14 protein-coding genes are annotated in these 19,340 nt (G+C 42.7%); 13 read left to right on the top strand and 1 reads right to left on the bottom strand.

All coding sequences use genetic code 11. From position 1 onward, the window contains the following. Positions 1-10: 10 nt before the first annotated feature. The gene (locus C7460_RS18320; RefSeq protein WP_147303020.1) at positions 11-3,739 is read right to left on the bottom strand and encodes a DEAD/DEAH box helicase; all 3,729 of its coding nucleotides are present in this window, start codon (positions 3,737-3,739) and stop codon (positions 11-13) included. Between the two features lie 176 nt (positions 3,740-3,915). On the opposite strand from C7460_RS18320, the gene mnmE reads away from it, so the two are divergent. From mnmE to C7460_RS18260, 13 genes are all read left to right on the top strand, one after another. Further along, complete coding sequence (gene mnmE, locus C7460_RS18315) at positions 3,916-5,274, top strand: tRNA uridine-5-carboxymethylaminomethyl(34) synthesis GTPase MnmE (protein ID WP_115869584.1); 1,359 nt, start codon at positions 3,916-3,918, stop codon at positions 5,272-5,274. 311 nt (positions 5,275-5,585) lie between these two features. After that, positions 5,586-5,870 carry a helix-turn-helix domain-containing protein gene (locus C7460_RS18310; protein WP_245986460.1) on the top strand — a complete coding sequence of 95 codons (285 nt, stop codon included), beginning with the start codon at positions 5,586-5,588 and terminating at the stop codon, positions 5,868-5,870. Further along, positions 5,867-6,961, top strand: a complete 1,095-nt coding sequence (locus tag C7460_RS18305; RefSeq protein ID WP_073093949.1) for a site-specific integrase — start codon at positions 5,867-5,869, stop codon at positions 6,959-6,961. Before C7460_RS18310 ends, C7460_RS18305 begins: the two co-directional genes overlap by 4 nt. Further along, the gene (locus C7460_RS18300) at positions 6,958-7,974 is read left to right on the top strand and encodes a hypothetical protein (protein WP_073093950.1); all 1,017 of its coding nucleotides are present in this window, start codon (positions 6,958-6,960) and stop codon (positions 7,972-7,974) included. The genes C7460_RS18305 and C7460_RS18300 overlap by 4 nt, the downstream gene beginning before the upstream one ends. 231 nt (positions 7,975-8,205) lie before the next feature. Continuing rightward, a complete protein-coding gene (locus C7460_RS18295) occupies positions 8,206-8,505 on the top strand; it encodes a helix-turn-helix domain-containing protein (protein WP_014022282.1) in 300 nt (99 codons plus the stop codon). Next, the gene (locus C7460_RS18290) at positions 8,502-8,798 is read left to right on the top strand and encodes a helix-turn-helix domain-containing protein (RefSeq protein WP_115869582.1); all 297 of its coding nucleotides are present in this window, start codon (positions 8,502-8,504) and stop codon (positions 8,796-8,798) included. Before C7460_RS18295 ends, C7460_RS18290 begins: the two co-directional genes overlap by 4 nt. Beyond that, positions 8,785-9,705 carry a BT4734/BF3469 family protein gene (locus C7460_RS24135; RefSeq protein ID WP_115869581.1) on the top strand — a complete coding sequence of 307 codons (921 nt, stop codon included), beginning with the start codon at positions 8,785-8,787 and terminating at the stop codon, positions 9,703-9,705. The genes C7460_RS18290 and C7460_RS24135 overlap by 14 nt, the downstream gene beginning before the upstream one ends. Positions 9,706-9,708: 3 nt before the next feature. Then, positions 9,709-11,526 carry a DUF3987 domain-containing protein gene (locus tag C7460_RS18280; protein ID WP_115869580.1) on the top strand — a complete coding sequence of 606 codons (1,818 nt, stop codon included), beginning with the start codon at positions 9,709-9,711 and terminating at the stop codon, positions 11,524-11,526. A 119-nt stretch (positions 11,527-11,645) separates the two neighbouring features. Further along, positions 11,646-11,936: a helix-turn-helix domain-containing protein gene (locus C7460_RS18275; protein ID WP_115869579.1), complete on the top strand. Its 291-nt coding sequence runs from the start codon at positions 11,646-11,648 to the stop codon at positions 11,934-11,936. A 22-nt stretch (positions 11,937-11,958) separates the two neighbouring features. Then, on the top strand, positions 11,959-14,058 hold the full coding sequence (locus C7460_RS18270) for a Piwi domain-containing protein (protein ID WP_115869578.1): 2,100 nt from the start codon (positions 11,959-11,961) through the stop codon (positions 14,056-14,058). After that, on the top strand, positions 14,055-14,462 hold the full coding sequence (locus C7460_RS18265) for a Fur family transcriptional regulator (protein ID WP_115869577.1): 408 nt from the start codon (positions 14,055-14,057) through the stop codon (positions 14,460-14,462). The genes C7460_RS18270 and C7460_RS18265 overlap by 4 nt, the downstream gene beginning before the upstream one ends. Positions 14,463-14,507: 45 nt before the next feature. Further along, positions 14,508-14,816: a DUF6660 family protein gene (locus C7460_RS24570; protein WP_394340435.1), complete on the top strand. Its 309-nt coding sequence runs from the start codon at positions 14,508-14,510 to the stop codon at positions 14,814-14,816. 91 nt (positions 14,817-14,907) lie between these two features. Next, positions 14,908-19,308 carry a CusA/CzcA family heavy metal efflux RND transporter gene (locus tag C7460_RS18260; protein WP_115869576.1) on the top strand — a complete coding sequence of 1,467 codons (4,401 nt, stop codon included), beginning with the start codon at positions 14,908-14,910 and terminating at the stop codon, positions 19,306-19,308. Positions 19,309-19,340 lie beyond the last annotated feature (32 nt).

The following is a 19,340-nucleotide window of genomic DNA, read 5'->3' as shown; positions in this document are numbered from 1 at the left end:
TTACTCTGAATCAACTAAACAACTCTTCGATATCTTCCTGACTCAGCTTTTTCATCATACCGTCCCCAGTCCCAACTATGTCATTGGAAAGCTCCCGTTTTCGGTCCTGTAAAGCAATAATTTTTTCTTCCACGGTGCCCTTACAAATCATCCGATAGGCAAATACGCTCTTTTTCTGTCCCATGCGGTAGCATCGGTCGATGGCCTGATTTTCAACGGCTGGATTCCACCAGGGGTCCAGGATGTAGACATAATCTGCTGAGGTTAGATTGAGTCCTGTACCGCCGGCCTTCAAACTAATGAGAAACACACGACAATCATCATCTTCCTGAAACCGTCGCACCTTTTGCTCACGACTCTTCACGTTGGTCTGTCCATCCAGGTATTCGTAGGAAATCTTGTTTTCTACAAACTTCTGCTCTACGAGTTTAAGCATTTTCACAAACTGTGAGAAAACCAGGATCTTATGCTTGCCGGTTTTTTCCATCACATGACTGAGTAGCTCGTCTAGCTTGGCCGAACTGGTCTCGGTGAGTCCCTCCCGCTGTATGAGTTGTGGACTATCACATATTTGACGCAGGCGGGTCAAACCTTCCAGCACATACATTTGAGACTTTTCGAGCCCTTCTTCATCAAATTTCTCCATCAGATAGTCCCGATACTCATTGCGAAAAGCATCGTAGACTTTGCGCTGACCAGCGGACATTTCACAGTAGAGGTATTCTTCGGTCTTGTCTGGGAGCTCGGTGAGCACCTGCTCCTTGGTTCGGCGCAGAATAAATGGTTTGATTTTTTTGCGTAGCTCGGAGATCAAGTCGGGGTTGTTGTCTCGCTCTATGGCCGCTGCATAGTGTTCTTTGAAAGTAGAAATCCCCTGAAAAAACCCTGGATTGACAAAACGCATCTGAGCGTAGAGTTCGTATACATTGTTTTCAATAGGCGTACCAGACATAGCGATGCGTACCCTCCCATTGAGCTTGATGAGCGCTTTATGCCGCTTGGAGTTGAGGTTTTTGATGGCCTGCGATTCATCCGCTATGATGAGGTTAAAATCTATCTTGTTTAACAGGGCAATGTCATTCACTGCAATACCGTAACTGGTGAGTACCACCTGATGATTGCGAAAGTCGTCCACACTATCGTAGCGCTGGCCATGGTGAATGAAGTAGTCCAGTCCCGGCGCAAATTTCTCTATTTCGGCTTTCCAGTTGAATAGCAAAGTAGTAGGCGCAATGACGAGGTTGGGCTTATCAGGGTTTTGTTCTAGCTCCAGGCAAATGAGCGCAAGCGCCTGCAGGGTTTTACCCAGTCCCATATCATCTGCGAGAATTCCTCCCCAGCCATACTCCCGAAGGAAATTGAGCCAATTGAGGCCAGACTGCTGATAGTCACGCAACTCTGCTCGGAGCGTTTTTGGTTGTTGTACTTGTTCTATTTCGGAAAAGCTCTCCAACCTTGCTTTTTTCTCCTTGATCTCTTCAAATATCTCTGGATGTTCGTCCTCCGTTACCAGGTCATCCACCGCATTGAAGTTCGTTTTGGAGATTTTTACAGTCCCTTTATCTACCGCTGCTGTTCTAAAGATTTTTCCAAACTTCTGGAGCCACTCTTCGGGTAGTATCCCAAGGGTGCCGTCTGATAGTTCTACATAGCTACTGTTGCGCTCGATGGCCTTTCGTACATCATTGAGCTTTACTTTGGTATTACCAAAAGCTACATCTATGGCCGTTTCAAACCAATCCTGATTGGACTTGAAGCTTACATTGACTTTTGCACGATGGGGTGAGAATTTTAAATTTTTCAGATCATTGAGCCCGAAAACCCGCACGCCCATGTCTTTGAGTTGATCAAAAGCATGTAAAAACCAGTGACCCTTCACCAACTCTTTGTGGGACAGGTGAAAAAATGACTGCTGGGTATTGATGTGAAAGGCAGGATGCAGCGCTGCTACTTTTTGAACCAACTCGTCTTCATATTCTTTATTCCGCTCAAAAACCACGAGATCCTGTCCATCATGAGTGGTGACTTCATGATCTTCCATCACATTGACTTCCCGACCACCTTCGTACAGCACTGCCGGACGCAGCATCACAAACTGATTGAGTTCTGAAAGGTATAGTCGCTGCTCCATTGGCTTGATATCTTTGTAGGCGATGTATGGAATTCCGTCTTCGATCTCCACAGGAAACTGCTCCGCCACAGGCTGCAACACCTGCTCAATAAAATCAGATAACCCTTGACGAGTAGTACGAAACACTCCAGATTGCAATAGGCCACTCAATGCCTGAGCTTCTTTCATGGAGTTGATCAAATACAAGTCGGTACCCATGTAGCGCACCAACATCTGATCAAAAAGCTCCATATCACTGCTTACTTCGATCAGTCCTCTGTTGGCGGTCTCGAGATAGGATTTTAGCGTGAACAAATCTTCCTCCTGGAAAAACCTGAATTTGAGCTTCACTTCTTGTTCCAGGTGGTTTAGCGGCTGGAGCTCGGATAGCCTAAAGTTTTCCACCGACCCAAACATGGCTGAATCTACACTATACACATAATGAAAGACGTGTGGAGTTGCTTCAAAAAAACCATTGACCAGGTGAAACATTTCACTAAGCTGCTGCCTTTGCTTATCCAGCACTGCAATGGAATTGATTTTTTCTGCCTGATAAAACCCTTCTTTTATCCCAGCTCCACTTTCGAGGGAGAGATCACCCGGACTTTTCAGCACCTCTAAGTGACTGCTGAGTTTGGTATTGGCCTTATTGGGTTTCCCTTTTACCGCAATGACCCGCTGTAGCGACTGTTCGTTTTGGTTGAGTACCCAGACAAAGGCAGGCACTCTTCGCTCTGCATTTTCCTCACGCCTACCACCTACGAGCAGTGCCTCTTTTTGACGTATGTCACGAATACCTCCCAGCACATCCTCATGCAGGTGCCTCACCATGTGACCTACCTGCGTAACGCCTTTGAGACGCCCTTTCGGGAAAAACCGTACGTCTTCCCCTATGACAAAAGTGTCCAGCAGGTCTTGAATTTGCTCTCCTTCGCGCAGTGATAACCCCGACTGAAAAAGAAAATTTTCGTTACGTTGATGATAAGCTTCAGCTCTCAAATCGAGAAGCAAATTGCGGGTACGAAAGCGGAGAATGTAGGCAATCAGCCACTGTATATGGTCACAATTATTGTGGCAAGACTTGTTACTACATGCCAGCCAATAGGCTCCATCGTGCCACTTTACCCCTACACTAACGTCTTGCTCGTTCACAAATTTCCATTTGCTGCTGAGCATTACCCGAAGCTCATCGGCATGGAGACTCACCGTGTAGTCATAGTCTTCTTTGCGAGTAGTGGTAATGAGCGGCTCCAATAAGGCTTTGGGATCTATAGCATCTTCTGTGGGCACTACCTGGATGGGCTGTTGGATCGCTTTTTTGGACGCTGCCCGCTCATACTCCTCCGCACCATGGCTTACAACTAGATAATGCAGACAAGCAGCGATGTGCTTGCACTCCCCTTCGTTGTGATAGTACACACATTCACAGCTATGTTTTGTGGGTGAGAAGTTTAATTTGACATGGTAAAATGATTCTACCTTACCTTTTACCTCAAACTCGAATTGTTCACCAGACACCTCATAGTACGTAGCCTCCATCCAGCCGGCATTGTATATGGACTCCCCTCGACTCTTAATGACAGAAGGTAGCTTTCCTAATTGATCTAATATTTCCCGCTTCAAACTCATGTATAATCCTGTCAGGCTGGCTTCATCGATTAATCCAACCGCGAAATTGGCCAAGTGAAGTATGAAATCCCATCAAAACGCATTGTTTTTACGCAATAAACAGTCAATTAGACCTGATCACGATCAGAGATCTTCCCAAGCTTGGTGAGCCAGTCCACTCCCATTAATTTTACCGAATGGAATTGGACACTATCGTAGCATTGGCTACACCTGCAGGTGTAGGCGCCATTGGCGTAATTCGCGTATCAGGGGGTAAAACCATTGAGCTGGTCAATGGCATATTTAAAGGTAAAGACCTGGCATCCGCCAAAAGCCACACCATCCACCTGGGTACTATCCGCGATGAAGATGTCATAGTAGACGAAGTGCTCATTTCCTTGTTTAAGGGACCCAACTCCTACACCAAAGAGGATGTAATCGAGATCTCCTGTCACGGTAGTCCGTACATCATCCAGCAATTGATCAAACTTATTCTCAGCAAAGGGGCACGCCTTGCCCATCCGGGAGAATTTACCCAGCGGGCCTTTGCCAATGGCCGGTTTGATTTGGCGCAAGCCGAAGCGGTGGCCGACCTGATAGCCTCCGAAAACGAGTCTATGCATCGGGCAGCCATGAACCAGATGCGAGGTGGACTTTCACAAGAAATCAAAAACCTACGCGAAGAGCTGGTGCACTTCGCCAGTATGATCGAGCTGGAACTGGATTTTTCGGAAGAAGATGTCGAGTTTGCCAGCAGAGAGGACCTCAAAAAACTCATTTACAGCCTGAAGGGTCTGATCACGCGGCTGACTGAAAGCTTTACACTCGGCAATGCCATCAAAAACGGCATCCCCACGGTGATTGCAGGTAAACCAAACGCTGGCAAATCAACCCTGCTCAATGCCCTGCTCAATGAAGAAAAAGCCATCGTGTCGGACATACCGGGCACCACACGGGACGTGATCGAAGATGTAATCAATGTGGAAGGCATTGCTTTCCGCTTTACGGATACGGCCGGTATACGCACCACGGAGGACAAAGTGGAGGCCATCGGTGTGGAGCGCACCTATGCTAAAATGAAAGAAGCTTCAGTGATCATCTACCTAATCGACATGATCCATGACACATTGGATGACATCCAGCAGCAGATAGCTTACCTGCGAGATTTAGACATCCCTTACCTTCTTATTGGCAATAAATTGGATCAGGCTAAAGCTGAAATCCAACAGCAGCTCGCTGCGGACGGGGCGTTGTTTATCTCTGCCAGTCAGAAGCAAAACCTGGAAGACCTCAAAGCAAAACTGAAGGAGCTGGTTTCGCTGGACGATTTCAAAACAGGCAATACCATCGTCACTAATATGCGCCACTACGAAAGCCTCCAGCAGACAAATGACGCGCTGGATCGGGTCCTGAACGGTATCGATCAACAGATCACCAATGATTTTCTAGCCATGGACATCCGACATGCGCTGCATCATCTGGGAGAAATCACCGGCGAGATTACCACGGATGACCTACTGGACAACATCTTTAGTAAGTTTTGTATCGGAAAGTAATTACATTTCCCTTGATACGCTAAACCCTTCTTTTACTTGCTATTAGACTGTTTTTACTTCCTTTACTTGTTGCTAATTTTCCTATTTTTTCCTATCTTTCGTTTCTAATTTGTTGCTGAACAATCAATATTTGTTGTTAGCAACAGATTTTTAAGATAGAGGCGAGATAATGTTACATACAGATACATCCTGATACAAAGGGATACACTCTGATACAGAAACAAGCCCAAAAAGGAAACACCATGAGCAGCAACATTCGAGTTCCCAAAATCTGTCAGCATTGCGGTACTGAGTTTATCGCAAAGACAACTGTGACCAAATTTTGTGGTGATAACTGTGCCAAGCGTGCCTACAAGAAACGCAAGAGAGACCAGAAGGTGCAGGAGATTGCCCCTACTGCGGTACAGAAACAAGAATACAATCAGGAGCAAGTCAAAGACAAAGACTTTCTAAGTATTGCCGAAACCTGCAAACTACTTGGAGCAAGTAGAATGACTCTGTACCGTCAGATCAAGAACGGAAAAATTCAAGCTGCGAAAATTGGTAGCCGTACCATCATCAAGAGAGAAGAAATCGAAAAACTGTTTCAGGCATGAAAGTAACACTAAGAAAACGCAATCAAGGTGGCAAGACCAGTCTATACCTCGACTACTACCACAAAGGGAAAAGGAAAACCGAATACCTCAAATTATACCTTTCTCCTAATGCCAAAACCAAGGAAGAAAAGGAAGTCAATAAAAAGACCCTTCAATTAGCTGAGACTATTAGAGCACAGCGACAAATCGAAATCCAAAACGGTGTTTATGGATTCCGAGACAATGAGAAATTAAAAGGCAGCTTCCTTGCATATATTGAGCTACTTGCCAACCAGAGACAAGACAGTCCAGGCAATTACGGCAATTGGACAAGTATGCTGAAACATCTAAAGGCTTTCTGTTCCTATGAGGTATCCTTCTCAGATATTGACCGACAGTTTATTCAGGATTTCAAATACTACCTTGATAAGAAGGCTATTGCACATGGTGACCAGAAACTATCTCAAAATTCTAAGTACTCCTACTTTAACAAGCTGCGAGCAGCTTTAAAGCAAGCAGTGAAAGACGGCATTCTACCTACCAACCCAAGTGAAGGAGTTAACGCCTTTAAACAAGGTGAACCTGAAAGAGAATTTCTGACTTTGGAGGAACTTCAAGCAGCAGCCAATACGGAATGTGAAATACCTCAGATGAAAACGGCATTCATATTTTCATGCCTTACAGGTCTGAGGTGGTCAGACATTAATAAGCTACTCTGGTCAGAGGTGCAGCACTCAAATGATAACGGGTATTACATCCGATTCAGACAAAAGAAAACCAAGGGAGCAGAAACCCTCCCTATTTCAGAACAAGCCTTTGGCTTGCTCGGTGAAAGGCAAGCTCCAGAAGAGCGAGTATTCAAAGGATTGAAATACTCTGCATGGCATAACCTGAAATTGCAACAATGGATGATGAAAGCTGGTATCTCCAAAACCATCACTTTCCATTGTGCCCGTCATACCTATGCCACTTTGCAGCTTACGGCAGGAACTGATATTTACACAGTCTCAAAGCTCTTAGGCCATAAGGAATTGAAGACCACCCAAGTCTATGCGAAAATCATAGATGAAAAGAAACAGGAAGCAGCCAACAAAATCAAACTTGACCTATGAGCAATCAAACCAAATTACTTGACGACATCCTGTACCAAGAGCTTCGCCCTTGGTTAGGAAAAAACAGCCTTGATCAAAAGTATGCTTCCAAACTCAGTAGCGTAAAGGAAGCCTCCACAGATTTTCAATTCAAATATGAAATCAGCTTTCACAGGCCATTCGATCACAAAACAAAGTACTATTCCAAACTGATATTAAATAATGTCAAATCAGAATGTGTCAGGCTTGTGGAACTGATCAAGGAGGACAACAACGAAAACTTAATCAAGTATTGGCTTGAAGACACACTCAACAAGCGGATTAAAACCCGCTTAAAAGACCTTGGAAAACTCATTAAAGAAAAGGACTATGCACTGACGTACATAGATCCTAAAAAAACATCCTTTGAATTAGACCAAACCCACAAGGCAAACACATTCATCGTACAGCTTCTAAAGCTTGCATACATGCAGCTTTACTTAGAAATCCAAAATGCTTTCAGCACTTGGATAGATGATCAATTCATACTGGAGGACTTTTACAGCCAACTACTTTTAGAACCTATCCCGGACAACCATTTCTTGAAACCAGTTCAAGTAATTGAAGTTGAATCCAAACCAGTACCAGCAGCCAAAACGGAATCCACAGCAACGGTAAATTCATTTCATTCATTTACCTACAAACAGTTACCCACCAACCCAGATAAATTGACCGATCTATGGGATAGTCTAAAGCTGAATCATTTCATTAGCAAATCCACAACCCTACTCAACTTCAAAAAGGTATTCTCAGGAGGTGAAATCAAAACACCTATAGAATGGACAGGAAATATCAGCGAGCTATTCTATTTCATTAAGCTGATATACTCAGAGTATAAGTTGGTGGATGATCTAAAGCAAAAGCAATGGGAAGTGACTTGCCTATGCTTCGTTGATACTGATGGAAATTCCTTTGACAGGTCAAAGTTCAGGTCTTTAAAAAGACCGAACCTGACAGGAGATAAAATAGAAAAGGCAGTTTCGCACCTGATATAGTCCACTCTGCACTATACTCCTTTTATCTTTTTTCTGTTTTTGTTTAGTCCTCTTTTACCTTAAAAGTGGGCTATCAATTTTTACAGCCCACTCTGCACTCTGCACTCTACACTGCACCATACTTTAGAGCCTCATAACGCCCCTTTTAGCCTCATACTTTAGCATCGTATTCGACAATCGGATATGACTTTTGGCCAAGAGTCCATTCATTAATTCTTAATACGATTTAAGATGGACGAAATAATTGAACGTCTTGAAAATCTCCAACGCCTAATTGAGAGCCAGGGGATTTACACGAAAGAAGTTTTAAACTTCAATGAGGCTTGCCAGTACTTGGAGCTTTCACAGTCACACTTGTACAAGTTGACAAGTGGAGGCAATATTCCACACTACAAGCCAAACGGAAAGAAGCTCTATTTCAAGAGAACGGAGTTAGAAAGCTGGTTGCTTCGCAACCGCAATTCTACTCAGGAAGAAATAGACCGCAGAGCTGCGGATTACCTAATCAAGAAAGGGAGGGTAAAGCTATGACAGAGGTATTCGATATGCTCCTGACACTTGCACAGGACATCAAAACAATCAAAGCCTACCTCCTCAATTTCCATAAGTCACGATTGGAGCAATTCAGTGATGAATGGATTGACGGACAGGTAGTGATGCAAACGCTGCATATTAGCAAAAGAACCCTTCAATCCCTTCGGGATAGTGGGGTTCTTCCCTACAGCCGAATCAATGGCAAGTTCTATTACAAAGTTTCTGATATGGAAGCTTTACTGGAATCCAACTACTCACCTTCAAAATCAAAGCATTATGGAGATCAGTAGAGAAGCCATTTTGAGAAAGACACATTACGGCTTGAATATCTATGCCCATGTGTTACGCCACTACTATCAGGGTGAAACAGTCCTATCCCTTTCGGGACGGGACTGCAAACCTGCTAAGAATCCATTCAATGCGGACAAGCCCACATTGATGGTTAAAGTAGTTGACGGCATTGCTACACACACAGATACAGAAGAAGCCATTGCACAGGGCAATGGCTTTGATTTTGCTTCATTGCATTTCAGCCTCGAAGGGCAAGCCCTTCTCGATAAGATCAATGAAGAACTATACCTGAGAATTGGCAAGGAAAGAGGTTTTTATCATCAAGAGGAAACGCAACCTGCGGTTGCTATTCCTGAAATTCAAAAGCCTACACCGCCAGTATTCAGCTATTTCAAAAAGCCTGTTTCTAATGTGAAACCAAGTCGCCAAGTCTCCTTGATTGAGGTGTACCACCTCATCAAAGGCAATGATTTTGCTACGTGTACAAGTACACTTCGCAATATCTCCGAGCCAAAGGATGCCCGAAAGTACAAGGCTCAAAATTTCGATTATGTGACCTTCTCAGGCTCATTCTCTAAACGGAATGATGCAAACCTCCAAAGACACTCAGGTTTGCTCACAATCGATTTTGACCACATTGAGGACATCCCAACACTCAAGCAATCATTACTCAATGACCATTATTTTGAAACAGAGCTACTGTTTGTGTCTCCTTCAGGTGATGGATTAAAATGGGTAATACCGATTGACTTGACACAGGCAAAACACCAGGACTATTTCAAGGCAGTGGCAAACTACGTTTCCCACACCTACCAGATTGAAGTAGACCAATCAGGAAAGGACATTTCAAGAGCATGTTTCCTTCCGCATGATACAGACATATTCATCAACCCTAAATACATATAGGTTATGGAGCGAAAAACATTCAATCCGCTGGAATGGCTTGATAAGCCAGACCAACAAGTAAAAGTTACAGAGCAAAGCAATTACAATACAACTACACAACTCGAAGAAGTTGAACGAATCATTAAAGGCATTGAGGCCAGCCGTATAGATATTACCTCCGCTTACAGTGATTGGGTAAACATCGGCTTTGCCTTTGCGGATGAGTTTGGTGAGACAGGTAGAAACCTGTTTCACCGTGTTAGTCAATATCATCCTGAGTATTCCACACTGGAATGCGACAAGCAGTTTGATAATTGCATGAAGGCAAGAGGTCAGGGAGTTTCCCTGAAAACCTTCTTTTTTCATGCCAAACAAGCGGGCATTCCTTTGGCTACACCAAAGCAGGAACGACAGGACTACAGCCCTGCAAGCAAGTCTGAATACCAAAGCAAGAATCTCAACACTCAGGCAGAAAACAAAAAAGAACCGGATTTAATGCCAACATTCCCAAATTCCTTGTTTCCTGAACTTCCTGAGTTTTTGCAAAAGGTAATACAGATAGCCACTTCCAATGAAGAAAGGGATATTCTACTCCTTGGCTCCTTAGTGGCTATTAGTGCCTGTTTACCCAAAGTGTCAGGAATCTATGATGGCAAGCGTGTCTACTCCAATCTGTTTCTATTCATTACTGCCCAAGCCTCAGCAGGTAAAGGTCGTTTGGTGCATTGTCGTCAATTAGTGAATCCAGTACACAAAGAGTTTCGGGAACAAGCAAAACTCCACAAGCAACATTACGAACTGGAATTGGCTGAATACAACGCCAACAAAGGAAAAGTTGAAGGAATAGAGAAACCCGAGAAGCCACCCGAAAAGATGCTCTTTATCCCTGCCAATAACAGCTCCACAGGAGCTTATCAATTATTAGGTGATAGTGATGGTAAAGGACTGATATTTGAAACTGAGGGTGACACACTTGCACATGCTTTTAAGAGCGATTACGGTAACTATAGTGACGGCTTTAGAAAAGCCTTTCACCATGAAACCATTTCCTACTATCGCAGGACAGACCGTGAATATGTGGACATAGAAAGCCCTTGCCTTTCTACTGTCTTGTCAGGTACACCCAAGCAAGTAGCGGCCTTAATCCCGAATGCAGAAAACGGCTTATTCAGCCGTTTCATATTCTATTACATGAATGTTCGGCCAGTGTGGAAGAATGTATTTGCTTCGCAAACTACCAATGGATTAGACGACTACTTTGATGCTTTAGGTAATGAGTTTTTCAATCTTTACAGTTCATTAAAAGCTGGACAGGATGTTCAATTCTTTCTCACCGCTGACCAGCAAGACCAGTTCAATCAGTTCTTTGGTCAGATACAAGAAAAGTACATGAGCATTCAGGGTATCGACTATATGGCAACCATCCGAAGATTAGGATTGATTGCCTATCGTTTCTGCATGATATTCTCCGCTTTGCGGATCATGGAAACAGGCGAAACATCATCAAAGATGATTTGTGAAGAAAGAGACTTTCAAGCTTCGCTTGCTATGGTCAAAGTATTGGTAAAGCATTCGAGTAAAGTATTTGCAGAACTACCAGAAGACGTTCAGAAACCTACTCGATTAAACAGGAAAGAGAAATTCTTGAACAAGCTGCCCAAGCACTTCAACCGACAAAAGTATCTTGAAGTGGCTACAGCTTTGAACATTCCAAACAAAACATCAGAGGGCTATATCACTGACTTCTGCAAATCAGGTCTGCTTCACCGTGAGTCTCAGGACAACTACCTAAACACCTCGATTGAGGAAAATGAGGAAGTTAAGGATACTAAGGAAAGTTAATCCTTGGTATCCTCTATTTCCTTAAACTCCTGAAACATTAAATTCATATTCATTCCTACTTTATTTCTTCTTTTGTTTTCCTATATTTGGCATTATTTGTCAAGTTTTATATTGCCAACATGGAAAGTTTCGGTACTAAACTGAAAACATTAAGATCTAAACAAGGGCTATTAATGCGACAAGTCGCAGCAGCTACAGATGTAGACACCTCTATGATAAGCAAGTTTGAGAATGGCGACAGACTCCCTACGAGAGAACAAATCGAAAAACTCGCTTTGATTTTAAAGGTTTCTGAAGGTGAACTGCTCATTCAGGCTTATAGTGAAAAAATTGCATCCGATTTAATCAAAGAACCGCTAGCTGAGGAAATTGTAGAACTGGCATTAAAAAAATTACAACTGAAAAAATGAACTAACTAAACAGTAAACTTTTATGGCCAGCCACTCTTTCAACATACTCACATTCAATCACCCTCAGGAAGAGCAAACCTTTTACTTCACTGACCAGGAACAAGACAACCTCACAAGGATTTACAAATCTTTAGTGCCTGATGAGGTCATTGAAAAGTATGGAGAGCAAGACCATTATTACACCTCATTTACAGTTGAGCAGGAAGATTTCTTAGTCGTATCAAAACCAACAAGTCCGCAGTTTGAAACCAAGACAAATGAGCAAGGAGAAGAACGGTCATATACCATCCGTAATTCTACCTTTTCCACTTCAGTACTAAAGAGATATTACAATTCACTCATTCATAGCCATTTCAAGGAGAAAGGATTTTTAGTGAAGCCCAATTTTGTAAGTGATACAGAAGTTTGGCTTCCAAGTGCCAAACAAGACACCACAGGCAAGTACAAGATATTCGACCGCTTCTCACTCAAAGTACAGTTTAAGACAGTTTCCGACAGTCTTGAATTGTTGGTGACATTTGAAGGTAAATCCAAAATCTTCAAAGTTCCTGTTTCCACTCTTTTAGAGGATGTATCACCGACAGATATTAATTGGGTAGTGTATGAAAAGGGTCTGTACCGTTTTGATGAGTTACCTGATAGCGGTAAACGAGAATATGACAAGGTGTATCCAGTATGGAATTTCGAAATCAGAGATGCATTAATGCAAGGAACGGAAGCCCCGGACAAAACCAATAAGTACAAAAAGTTTAGAGAGGGAATCGACAAGTTCTACAATCAATACCTGAATACAGAGGAGTTCAAAGCAATCATTCCAATTACCTCCAATGGATTCATACCAGTTAATAAAATCAATATCGGGTCAGTCAATAATTCCAGTAACCGCCTTTTATTCGGTGAACAGAAGTCTGGCATTGTGCCAATGGATGGAATGAAAGAGCATGGCCCCTTTGATTTCAGCTCTACTTCTAAAATTCACTTCTTTTTCATCTTCCATAAAGATGATCAACATATCGCTCAGAAGATGGACGGTTATTTCAAAGGATCAGAATTTGGCTTCAAAGGATTGACCAAGTTTATTCATACGCCATACCATACTGAAAAAGGGTTCAGTATAAGATTTGAAGACAGAGACAATCCATGGCCAGAAATCTATGAAGCGGTTACCAACAAACACTTTGAATCAGATATTCAGTATATCGCCATTTATATCAGTCCATTCTCCAAGAACTCAGCAGACAAATCAAGAAGGAAGATATACTACAAGCTGAAAGAATTGCTTTTAAAGGAAGGTGTATCCTCACAGGTAATTGATGGAGAAAAGGTAATGACTAATGAAAAGTACTATTACAGCTTACCAAATATTGCAATTGCCATTTTAGCCAAATTGAACGGCATTCCGTGGAAACTGGATACCAAGCTCAAGAACGAATTGATTGTAGGGATTGGAGCATTCAGAAACTCAGAGGTAGATATACAATACATTGGCAGTGCTTTTAGCTTCGCTAATAATGGGAAATTCAACCGTTTTGAGTGCTTCCAAAAAGACCAAACAAAAGAGTTAGCAGGTTCAATTATCAGAGCAGTAAAGGAGTATGCAAATGTAAATACAGGCATCAAACGCCTTGTTATACACTTCTACAAGAGTATGAGGCAAGATGAACTACAACCGATAGAAGACGGCCTCAAAGACCTTGGCTTAGACATTCCAGTATTTATAGTTTCCATCAACAAGACAGAATCCTCGGACATTGTTGCATTTGATAACAGTTGGAAAGACCTTATGCCAATGAGTGGCACTTTCATAAAGGTTGGATACAACAAGTTCCTGCTATTTAACAACACAAGATACAGCCCAAAATTCTACAGCTTCCATGACGGCTTTCCGTTCCCGATAAAACTGAAAATCTTTTGTACAGAAAAAGAATTGGTAGACGAATATAAGACCGTGAAAGAATTGATTGATCAGGTATATCAATTCAGCCGTATGTACTGGAAATCAGTAAGACAACAGAACTTACCAGTTACCATCAAATACCCTGAAATGGTAGCAGAAATGCTCCCTCATTTTGATGGAAATGAAATACCTGAATTTGGAAAAGACAATCTTTGGTTTTTATGAGCGAATTAGAAAACAGACTTGAAAAGAGAAAAATCAAACCCACCACCATGCGCCTCTTAGTGCTCAGAAAACTGGTTGAATCTGGTTCTGCTATCAGTTTGAGTGATTTGGATGCAAAGTTTGAGCAAGCCGATAAAGCTACGCTTTACCGTACGCTCAAAACATTTGAAGATAAAAAGCTAATCCACAGTATCGAGGACGGTACAGGCTCTATGAAGTATGCCCTTTGTGAAGAGGGTTGTGAATGCGAACCACAAGACCAGCATGTACATTTTCATTGTGTGAAATGCGGTGAAACCTATTGCCTAACACAGTCTAAAATCCCACAAACCCAAATACCCTCTGGTTTTAGAGCTTCCAGTGCCAGTATGGTATACAAAGGGGTTTGTGCCAATTGTCCCTAGCAACTTTGCAAACAGGTTGCACTCTTTTTTCATTATTGTTGCATAGTGAAATTTCTAACTATCATACTATCCTTTTTCCTGCTAGGACTATCACTAGTGCCCTGCGCGGATGAAACCGAACCGGATAGTGTTGAAATTTCATATGAAGAATCGGGATCAGATCATGATCACAATAAATCAGAGGATTTGTGCTCTCCTTTCTGTGTCTGTAATTGCTGCCATTCACACCTGATTGTTCAGCAAATCTTCATAAGTGAATTAGGCGCGCTTATATTTCCCCTTAAAAGAAGTGCCTACAATGCCCCGATAACATCAGGGTTTATCGGCTCACTGCTACAGCCACCACAGGTTTAATATCAGTTTCATAAGGACAATTCCGTCCAATCGATCTTACTCAAAGGATCAAAAACAGAATCATTTTAACTGATACTAAATCATTTCTTACATGATCAATAAAATCATATTGTTCTCGATAAAGAACAAATTTATTGTGGGCTTATTCACACTTGCGCTTGTAGGTGCGGGATTCTATTCCATGTCCACAGTCAATCTGGGTTCCGTTCCGGATATCACTAATAACCAGGTGCAAGTGATGACGGTATCACCTAACCTGGCTACTGAAGATATTGAGCAATTTGTCACTTATCCCGTGGAACTTGCAATGGGCAATCTTCCTGGTGTGGATGAGATTCGTTCCATCTCACGATTTGGGCTATCTGTGGTGACAATCGTCTTTGAAGACGATATGGGTACTTATCTGCCGCGCCAACTTGTGCAAGAAAAGCTCAATGAACTGCAAGAGACCATACCTGAAAAATTCGGCAGCCCGACCATGGGACCTATATCCACAGGCTTGGGTCAGATTTACGAATACACCATTCAAACTAAGGAGGGCTTTGAAACAAAATACTCGCCAACTGACCTTCGTACCATCCAGGACTGGATTGTAAAACGACAGCTCACACTATTGGATGGAGTAGTTGAAGTCAACTCCTTTGGAGGTTACATCAAGCAGTATGAGGTAGCCATCAATCCCGACAAGCTGAACGCCATGGATGTGAGTATTTCACAGGTGTACGAGGCATTGGCGAGAAATAATGTCAATACCGGGGGGGCTTATATTGAGAAGAATAGAATGTCCAACTTCATAAGAGGAGAAGGATTGATTCGGTCATTGCAAGACATTCGAAAGATTGTGGTCAAAACCGAAAATGGCATTCCTGTAACGATAGGCGATGTGGCTTCTAATGTTCATTTTGGTCATCAAGTGCGCTATGGAGCATTTACCCAAGACGGTGAAGAAGCAGTAGGTGGCATTATCATGATGCTAAAGGGCTCTAACCCCAATGCAGTCATACAGAATGTGAAAGAGCGGATGAAAGAGGTTGAAAAGTCACTTCCTGAGGGGTTGGAAATCAATACCATCATAGACAGAAGTGACCTCATTTCCAGAACTACCAGCACGGTCAAAACCAACTTGATTGAAGGAGCGCTCATCGTCATATTTGCGCTCGTCATTTTATTGGGCAGTTTGCGTGGTGGCATAATCACGGCTACTACCATTCCGCTTTCATTGCTTTTTGCATTCATCCTGATGAAGCAATTCAATGTCTGGGCTAACCTCATGAGCCTTGGTGCCATTGATTTTGGGATTATCATTGATGGAGCTGTGATTATCATTGAAGGCACGGTCTACGAAATCCAGAAAAGAATTAGAGCAGGTAAGCTTGGATTCAATCAGAAGGTAATGGATGAGGTAGCTTATGAGTCTGGAAGCACCATGATGGGTTCAGCCTTTTTTGGTCAGATTATCATTCTCATTGTTTTCGCTCCTATTCTGTTTCTTACAGGTGTTGAAGGCAAGATGTTCCAACCGATGGCATACACCTTTGGTTTTGCTATGATCGGGGCAATCGTGCTTTGTCTAACCTATGTACCCATGATGTCAGCACTGCTTATGAAGCCTGTTCAGAACAAAAAGAATTGGTTTGGCCGCTTCGAAAGATCATTGGAAAAAGTTAGTGACAAAATTATTGGAGGGATTCAACGAGCCTACCTTCCAGTTTTGAAAAGTGCTTTACGATTCAAGGCTATAGTAATCCTGATAGCCGTTTTACTTCTTGGAATTGCAGGCTTTACTTTTTCCCGAATGGGAGGTGAATTCGTTCCGCAATTAGATGAGGGAGATATTGCTATGCAGGCATTGATCAGACCGGGAAGCTCACTGACCGAGTCCAAAGAGGTCTCAATAAAAATTGAAAAACTTCTTCTTAAAAGTTTTCCTGAGATAAAAACGGTAACAGCACGGATAGGAGTTGCAGATATTCCTACAGATCCTATGCCCATGGACATTGCAGATATGTACATCATTCTCGAAAAAGACAAAAACAAATGGGTGTCGGCAAATAGTAAAGACGAGCTAATTGATAGAATCAAGAATATACTCGATGAACAACTGGTTGGTGTTAATCTGGTCTTTACTCAACCCGTAGAGTTGAGGTTTAACGAATTGCTTGAAGGAGTAAGAGAAGATATTGCTGTAAAGCTTTACGGTGAGGATTTGGAAATCTTGGCAATTAAAGTTCAGGAGATGGCGGATATCATTTCGACTGTTCCGGGTGCTGGAGATGTCAATCCGGAGCGCACATCGGGACTTCCCCAAATGACTGTACGCTACAATCGAAATAAAGTAGCTCAATACGGGTTGGATATTCAAAAACTCAATGAGTATGTCAGCTCCGCTTTTGCAGGTGGGGTGGCCGGAGTGGTTTTTGAAGGCGAGAAGCGATTTGATCTGGTGATACGCTTTGACAATGAACACCGTCAAAGTATCAATGACTTGAGAACCCTATATATTGATCTGCCGGATGGGACACAAATACCTATAAAGGAAGTAGCTGATATAAGCTATGTGCCAGGACCGATGCAAATATCTAGAGACAACACCTACCGTAGAACGTATGTTGGAGTGAACACTCGAGGCAGAGATGTCGAGTCGGTTGTGAAAGATATTCAGCAAAAATTAGATGCTGAGCTTGACTTGCCGGCTGGATACTATATAACCTATGGAGGAGAGTTTGAAAATCTAGAACGAGCAAAGAGCAGATTGTCCATCGTAGTGCCAATAGCTCTGTTCCTCATTTTCGTTTTACTCTATTTCGCTCTGGGTTCATTTACCCAATCCATCATGATTTACATCGCCATTCCACTTGCAGCTATTGGAGGTGTGTTTGCCTTATGGGTAAGAGATATGCCATTCAGTATTTCGGCAGGTGTCGGATTCATTGTACTGTTCGGAGTTGCAGTACTTAATGGACTGGTACTTATCAACCGCTTCAATTCATTGAAAGAGGAAGGAGTAACCAGTATTAGAGAAAGAATTCTAACAGGGACAAAAGAACGAATCAGACCTATTATGCTTACAGCAACCACTGACATATTCGGATTCCTGCCAATGGCATTTTCAGCATCTGCCGGAGCGGAAGTGCAACGTCCTTTGGCTACAGTAGTGATTGGTGGGATGCTTACGGCTACTCTGCTGACGCTTGTGGTTCTTCCTGTGCTTTACACTTTTGTAGAAGGTAGAAATGAGCGAAGATTAAAAGTTCCAAATGCCAATGTGATTGTCGCATTGATTGTTTGTAGTGGGCTTTTCGCGGCACCTTCTTTTGCTAACGCTCAAGAGACCAAGAGCAACAATCTTCCAACGATTACCCTAGAACATGCGAGAAAAAGAGCTATAGAAAACTACCCTAAAATTCAGTCAGCACAACTGGAAATAGAGAACCAAGAGGCATTGAAGAAAACCGCCTGGGACTTGGGTAATACGCAGGTATTTACAGGAGCAGAAGAAGTGGGGAATGGCTCAGATGGTGTAGTTACTCAAATAGGTATTCAGCAACAAAACATTGATATTTTTGGCATTGCTCCTAAACTAAAGCTGCAAAGGGAAAGAGTGGCACTGGCTGAATCCTTACTTGGCCTTACAACCATAGAGCTTGAGCGTGAAGTGAGTAAAGCCTGGGCACGGGTGTTTACAACCAAAAACACCTACTCAGTTTATGAGCAATTAGACTCCATTTTCGCTGATATAGATCGGGCAGCAAAGATCAGACTGGAAACAGAAGAAACATCCAGGCTAGAATACTTGGCTACTTCCAATCAGGCCAATCAAGTTCAAATACAAAAGGAACAAGCATATCGAGACTATTTGAGTGCACTACAGCAGCTCAACATATGGTTTGTCAGCGACTCGTTGTTCACTGTTCCTGACATTCCAGCAAGTGATCTGGATCAGCCACTTGTCTACACATCTGATTCCCTGGGAAGACATCCACTATTAGATGTGTCTCAGCAACAATTGGGAGTTGCCGATGCTTTGGTCAAAGAAAAGCGATCGCAATTTCTTCCACAGTTGCAGGGTCAGTACGGTAGACAGCAAATTGCCGGACAGTCCGGGTTCTATCAATATCAAATTGGCATTCGAATTCCGCTCTTGTTTGGACCGGAACTCGGTAGAACACAGGCGGCAAAAATTCAACGAGAGATAGCTAATCAGAACTTACTCCAGACACAATTGGAGCTGAATGCAGCATATCAGAATGCAAGCGAACAGTATTTGAAGTGGGAAAACTCCTGGGAATATTACCGGAATAAGGCTCTACCTCTTGCTGAGGAACAACGCGCAGGAGCTATCACTGCTTATCGCGCAGGAGCCATTGATTATGTATCCTTCCTGCAAAACATCCGGGATGCCATTCGCATGGAAGTGGATGCATGGAAAGCTTTTGGCAACTATCTCGAAAGCCGCTATCAGTTGGAGTACTTCTTAAAAAAATCAAACTAAAATATACGGATCAATGATCCCTGAAAATATAA

The organism is Marinoscillum furvescens DSM 4134 (genome assembly GCF_003386095.1).
In the GTDB taxonomy this organism is placed as follows: Bacteria; Bacteroidota; Bacteroidia; order Cytophagales; family Cyclobacteriaceae; genus Marinoscillum; species Marinoscillum furvescens.
Note: the sequence above shows the minus strand (reverse complement) of the source record. Positions and strands in the feature narration are given on the sequence as shown.

Excerpts from the sequence above, each read along its gene's own strand:
- C7460_RS18270 (WP_115869578.1), top strand. The coding sequence starts at position 11,959 with ATGGCCAGCCACTCTTTCAACATACTCACATTCAATCACCCTCAGGAA.
- C7460_RS18265 (WP_115869577.1), top strand. The coding sequence starts at position 14,055 with ATGAGCGAATTAGAAAACAGACTTGAAAAGAGAAAAATCAAACCCACC.
- C7460_RS18260 (WP_115869576.1), top strand. The coding sequence starts at position 14,908 with ATGATCAATAAAATCATATTGTTCTCGATAAAGAACAAATTTATTGTG.
- C7460_RS18300 (WP_073093950.1), top strand. The coding sequence starts at position 6,958 with ATGAGCAATCAAACCAAATTACTTGACGACATCCTGTACCAAGAGCTT.
- C7460_RS18275 (WP_115869579.1), top strand. The coding sequence starts at position 11,646 with ATGGAAAGTTTCGGTACTAAACTGAAAACATTAAGATCTAAACAAGGG.
- C7460_RS24135 (WP_115869581.1), top strand. The coding sequence starts at position 8,785 with ATGGAGATCAGTAGAGAAGCCATTTTGAGAAAGACACATTACGGCTTG.
- C7460_RS18280 (WP_115869580.1), top strand. The coding sequence starts at position 9,709 with ATGGAGCGAAAAACATTCAATCCGCTGGAATGGCTTGATAAGCCAGAC.
- C7460_RS18295 (WP_014022282.1), top strand. The coding sequence starts at position 8,206 with ATGGACGAAATAATTGAACGTCTTGAAAATCTCCAACGCCTAATTGAG.
- C7460_RS18320 (WP_147303020.1), bottom strand. The coding sequence starts at position 3,739 with ATGAGTTTGAAGCGGGAAATATTAGATCAATTAGGAAAGCTACCTTCT.
- mnmE (WP_115869584.1), top strand. The coding sequence starts at position 3,916 with ATGGAATTGGACACTATCGTAGCATTGGCTACACCTGCAGGTGTAGGC.
- C7460_RS18290 (WP_115869582.1), top strand. The coding sequence starts at position 8,502 with ATGACAGAGGTATTCGATATGCTCCTGACACTTGCACAGGACATCAAA.
- C7460_RS18305 (WP_073093949.1), top strand. The coding sequence starts at position 5,867 with ATGAAAGTAACACTAAGAAAACGCAATCAAGGTGGCAAGACCAGTCTA.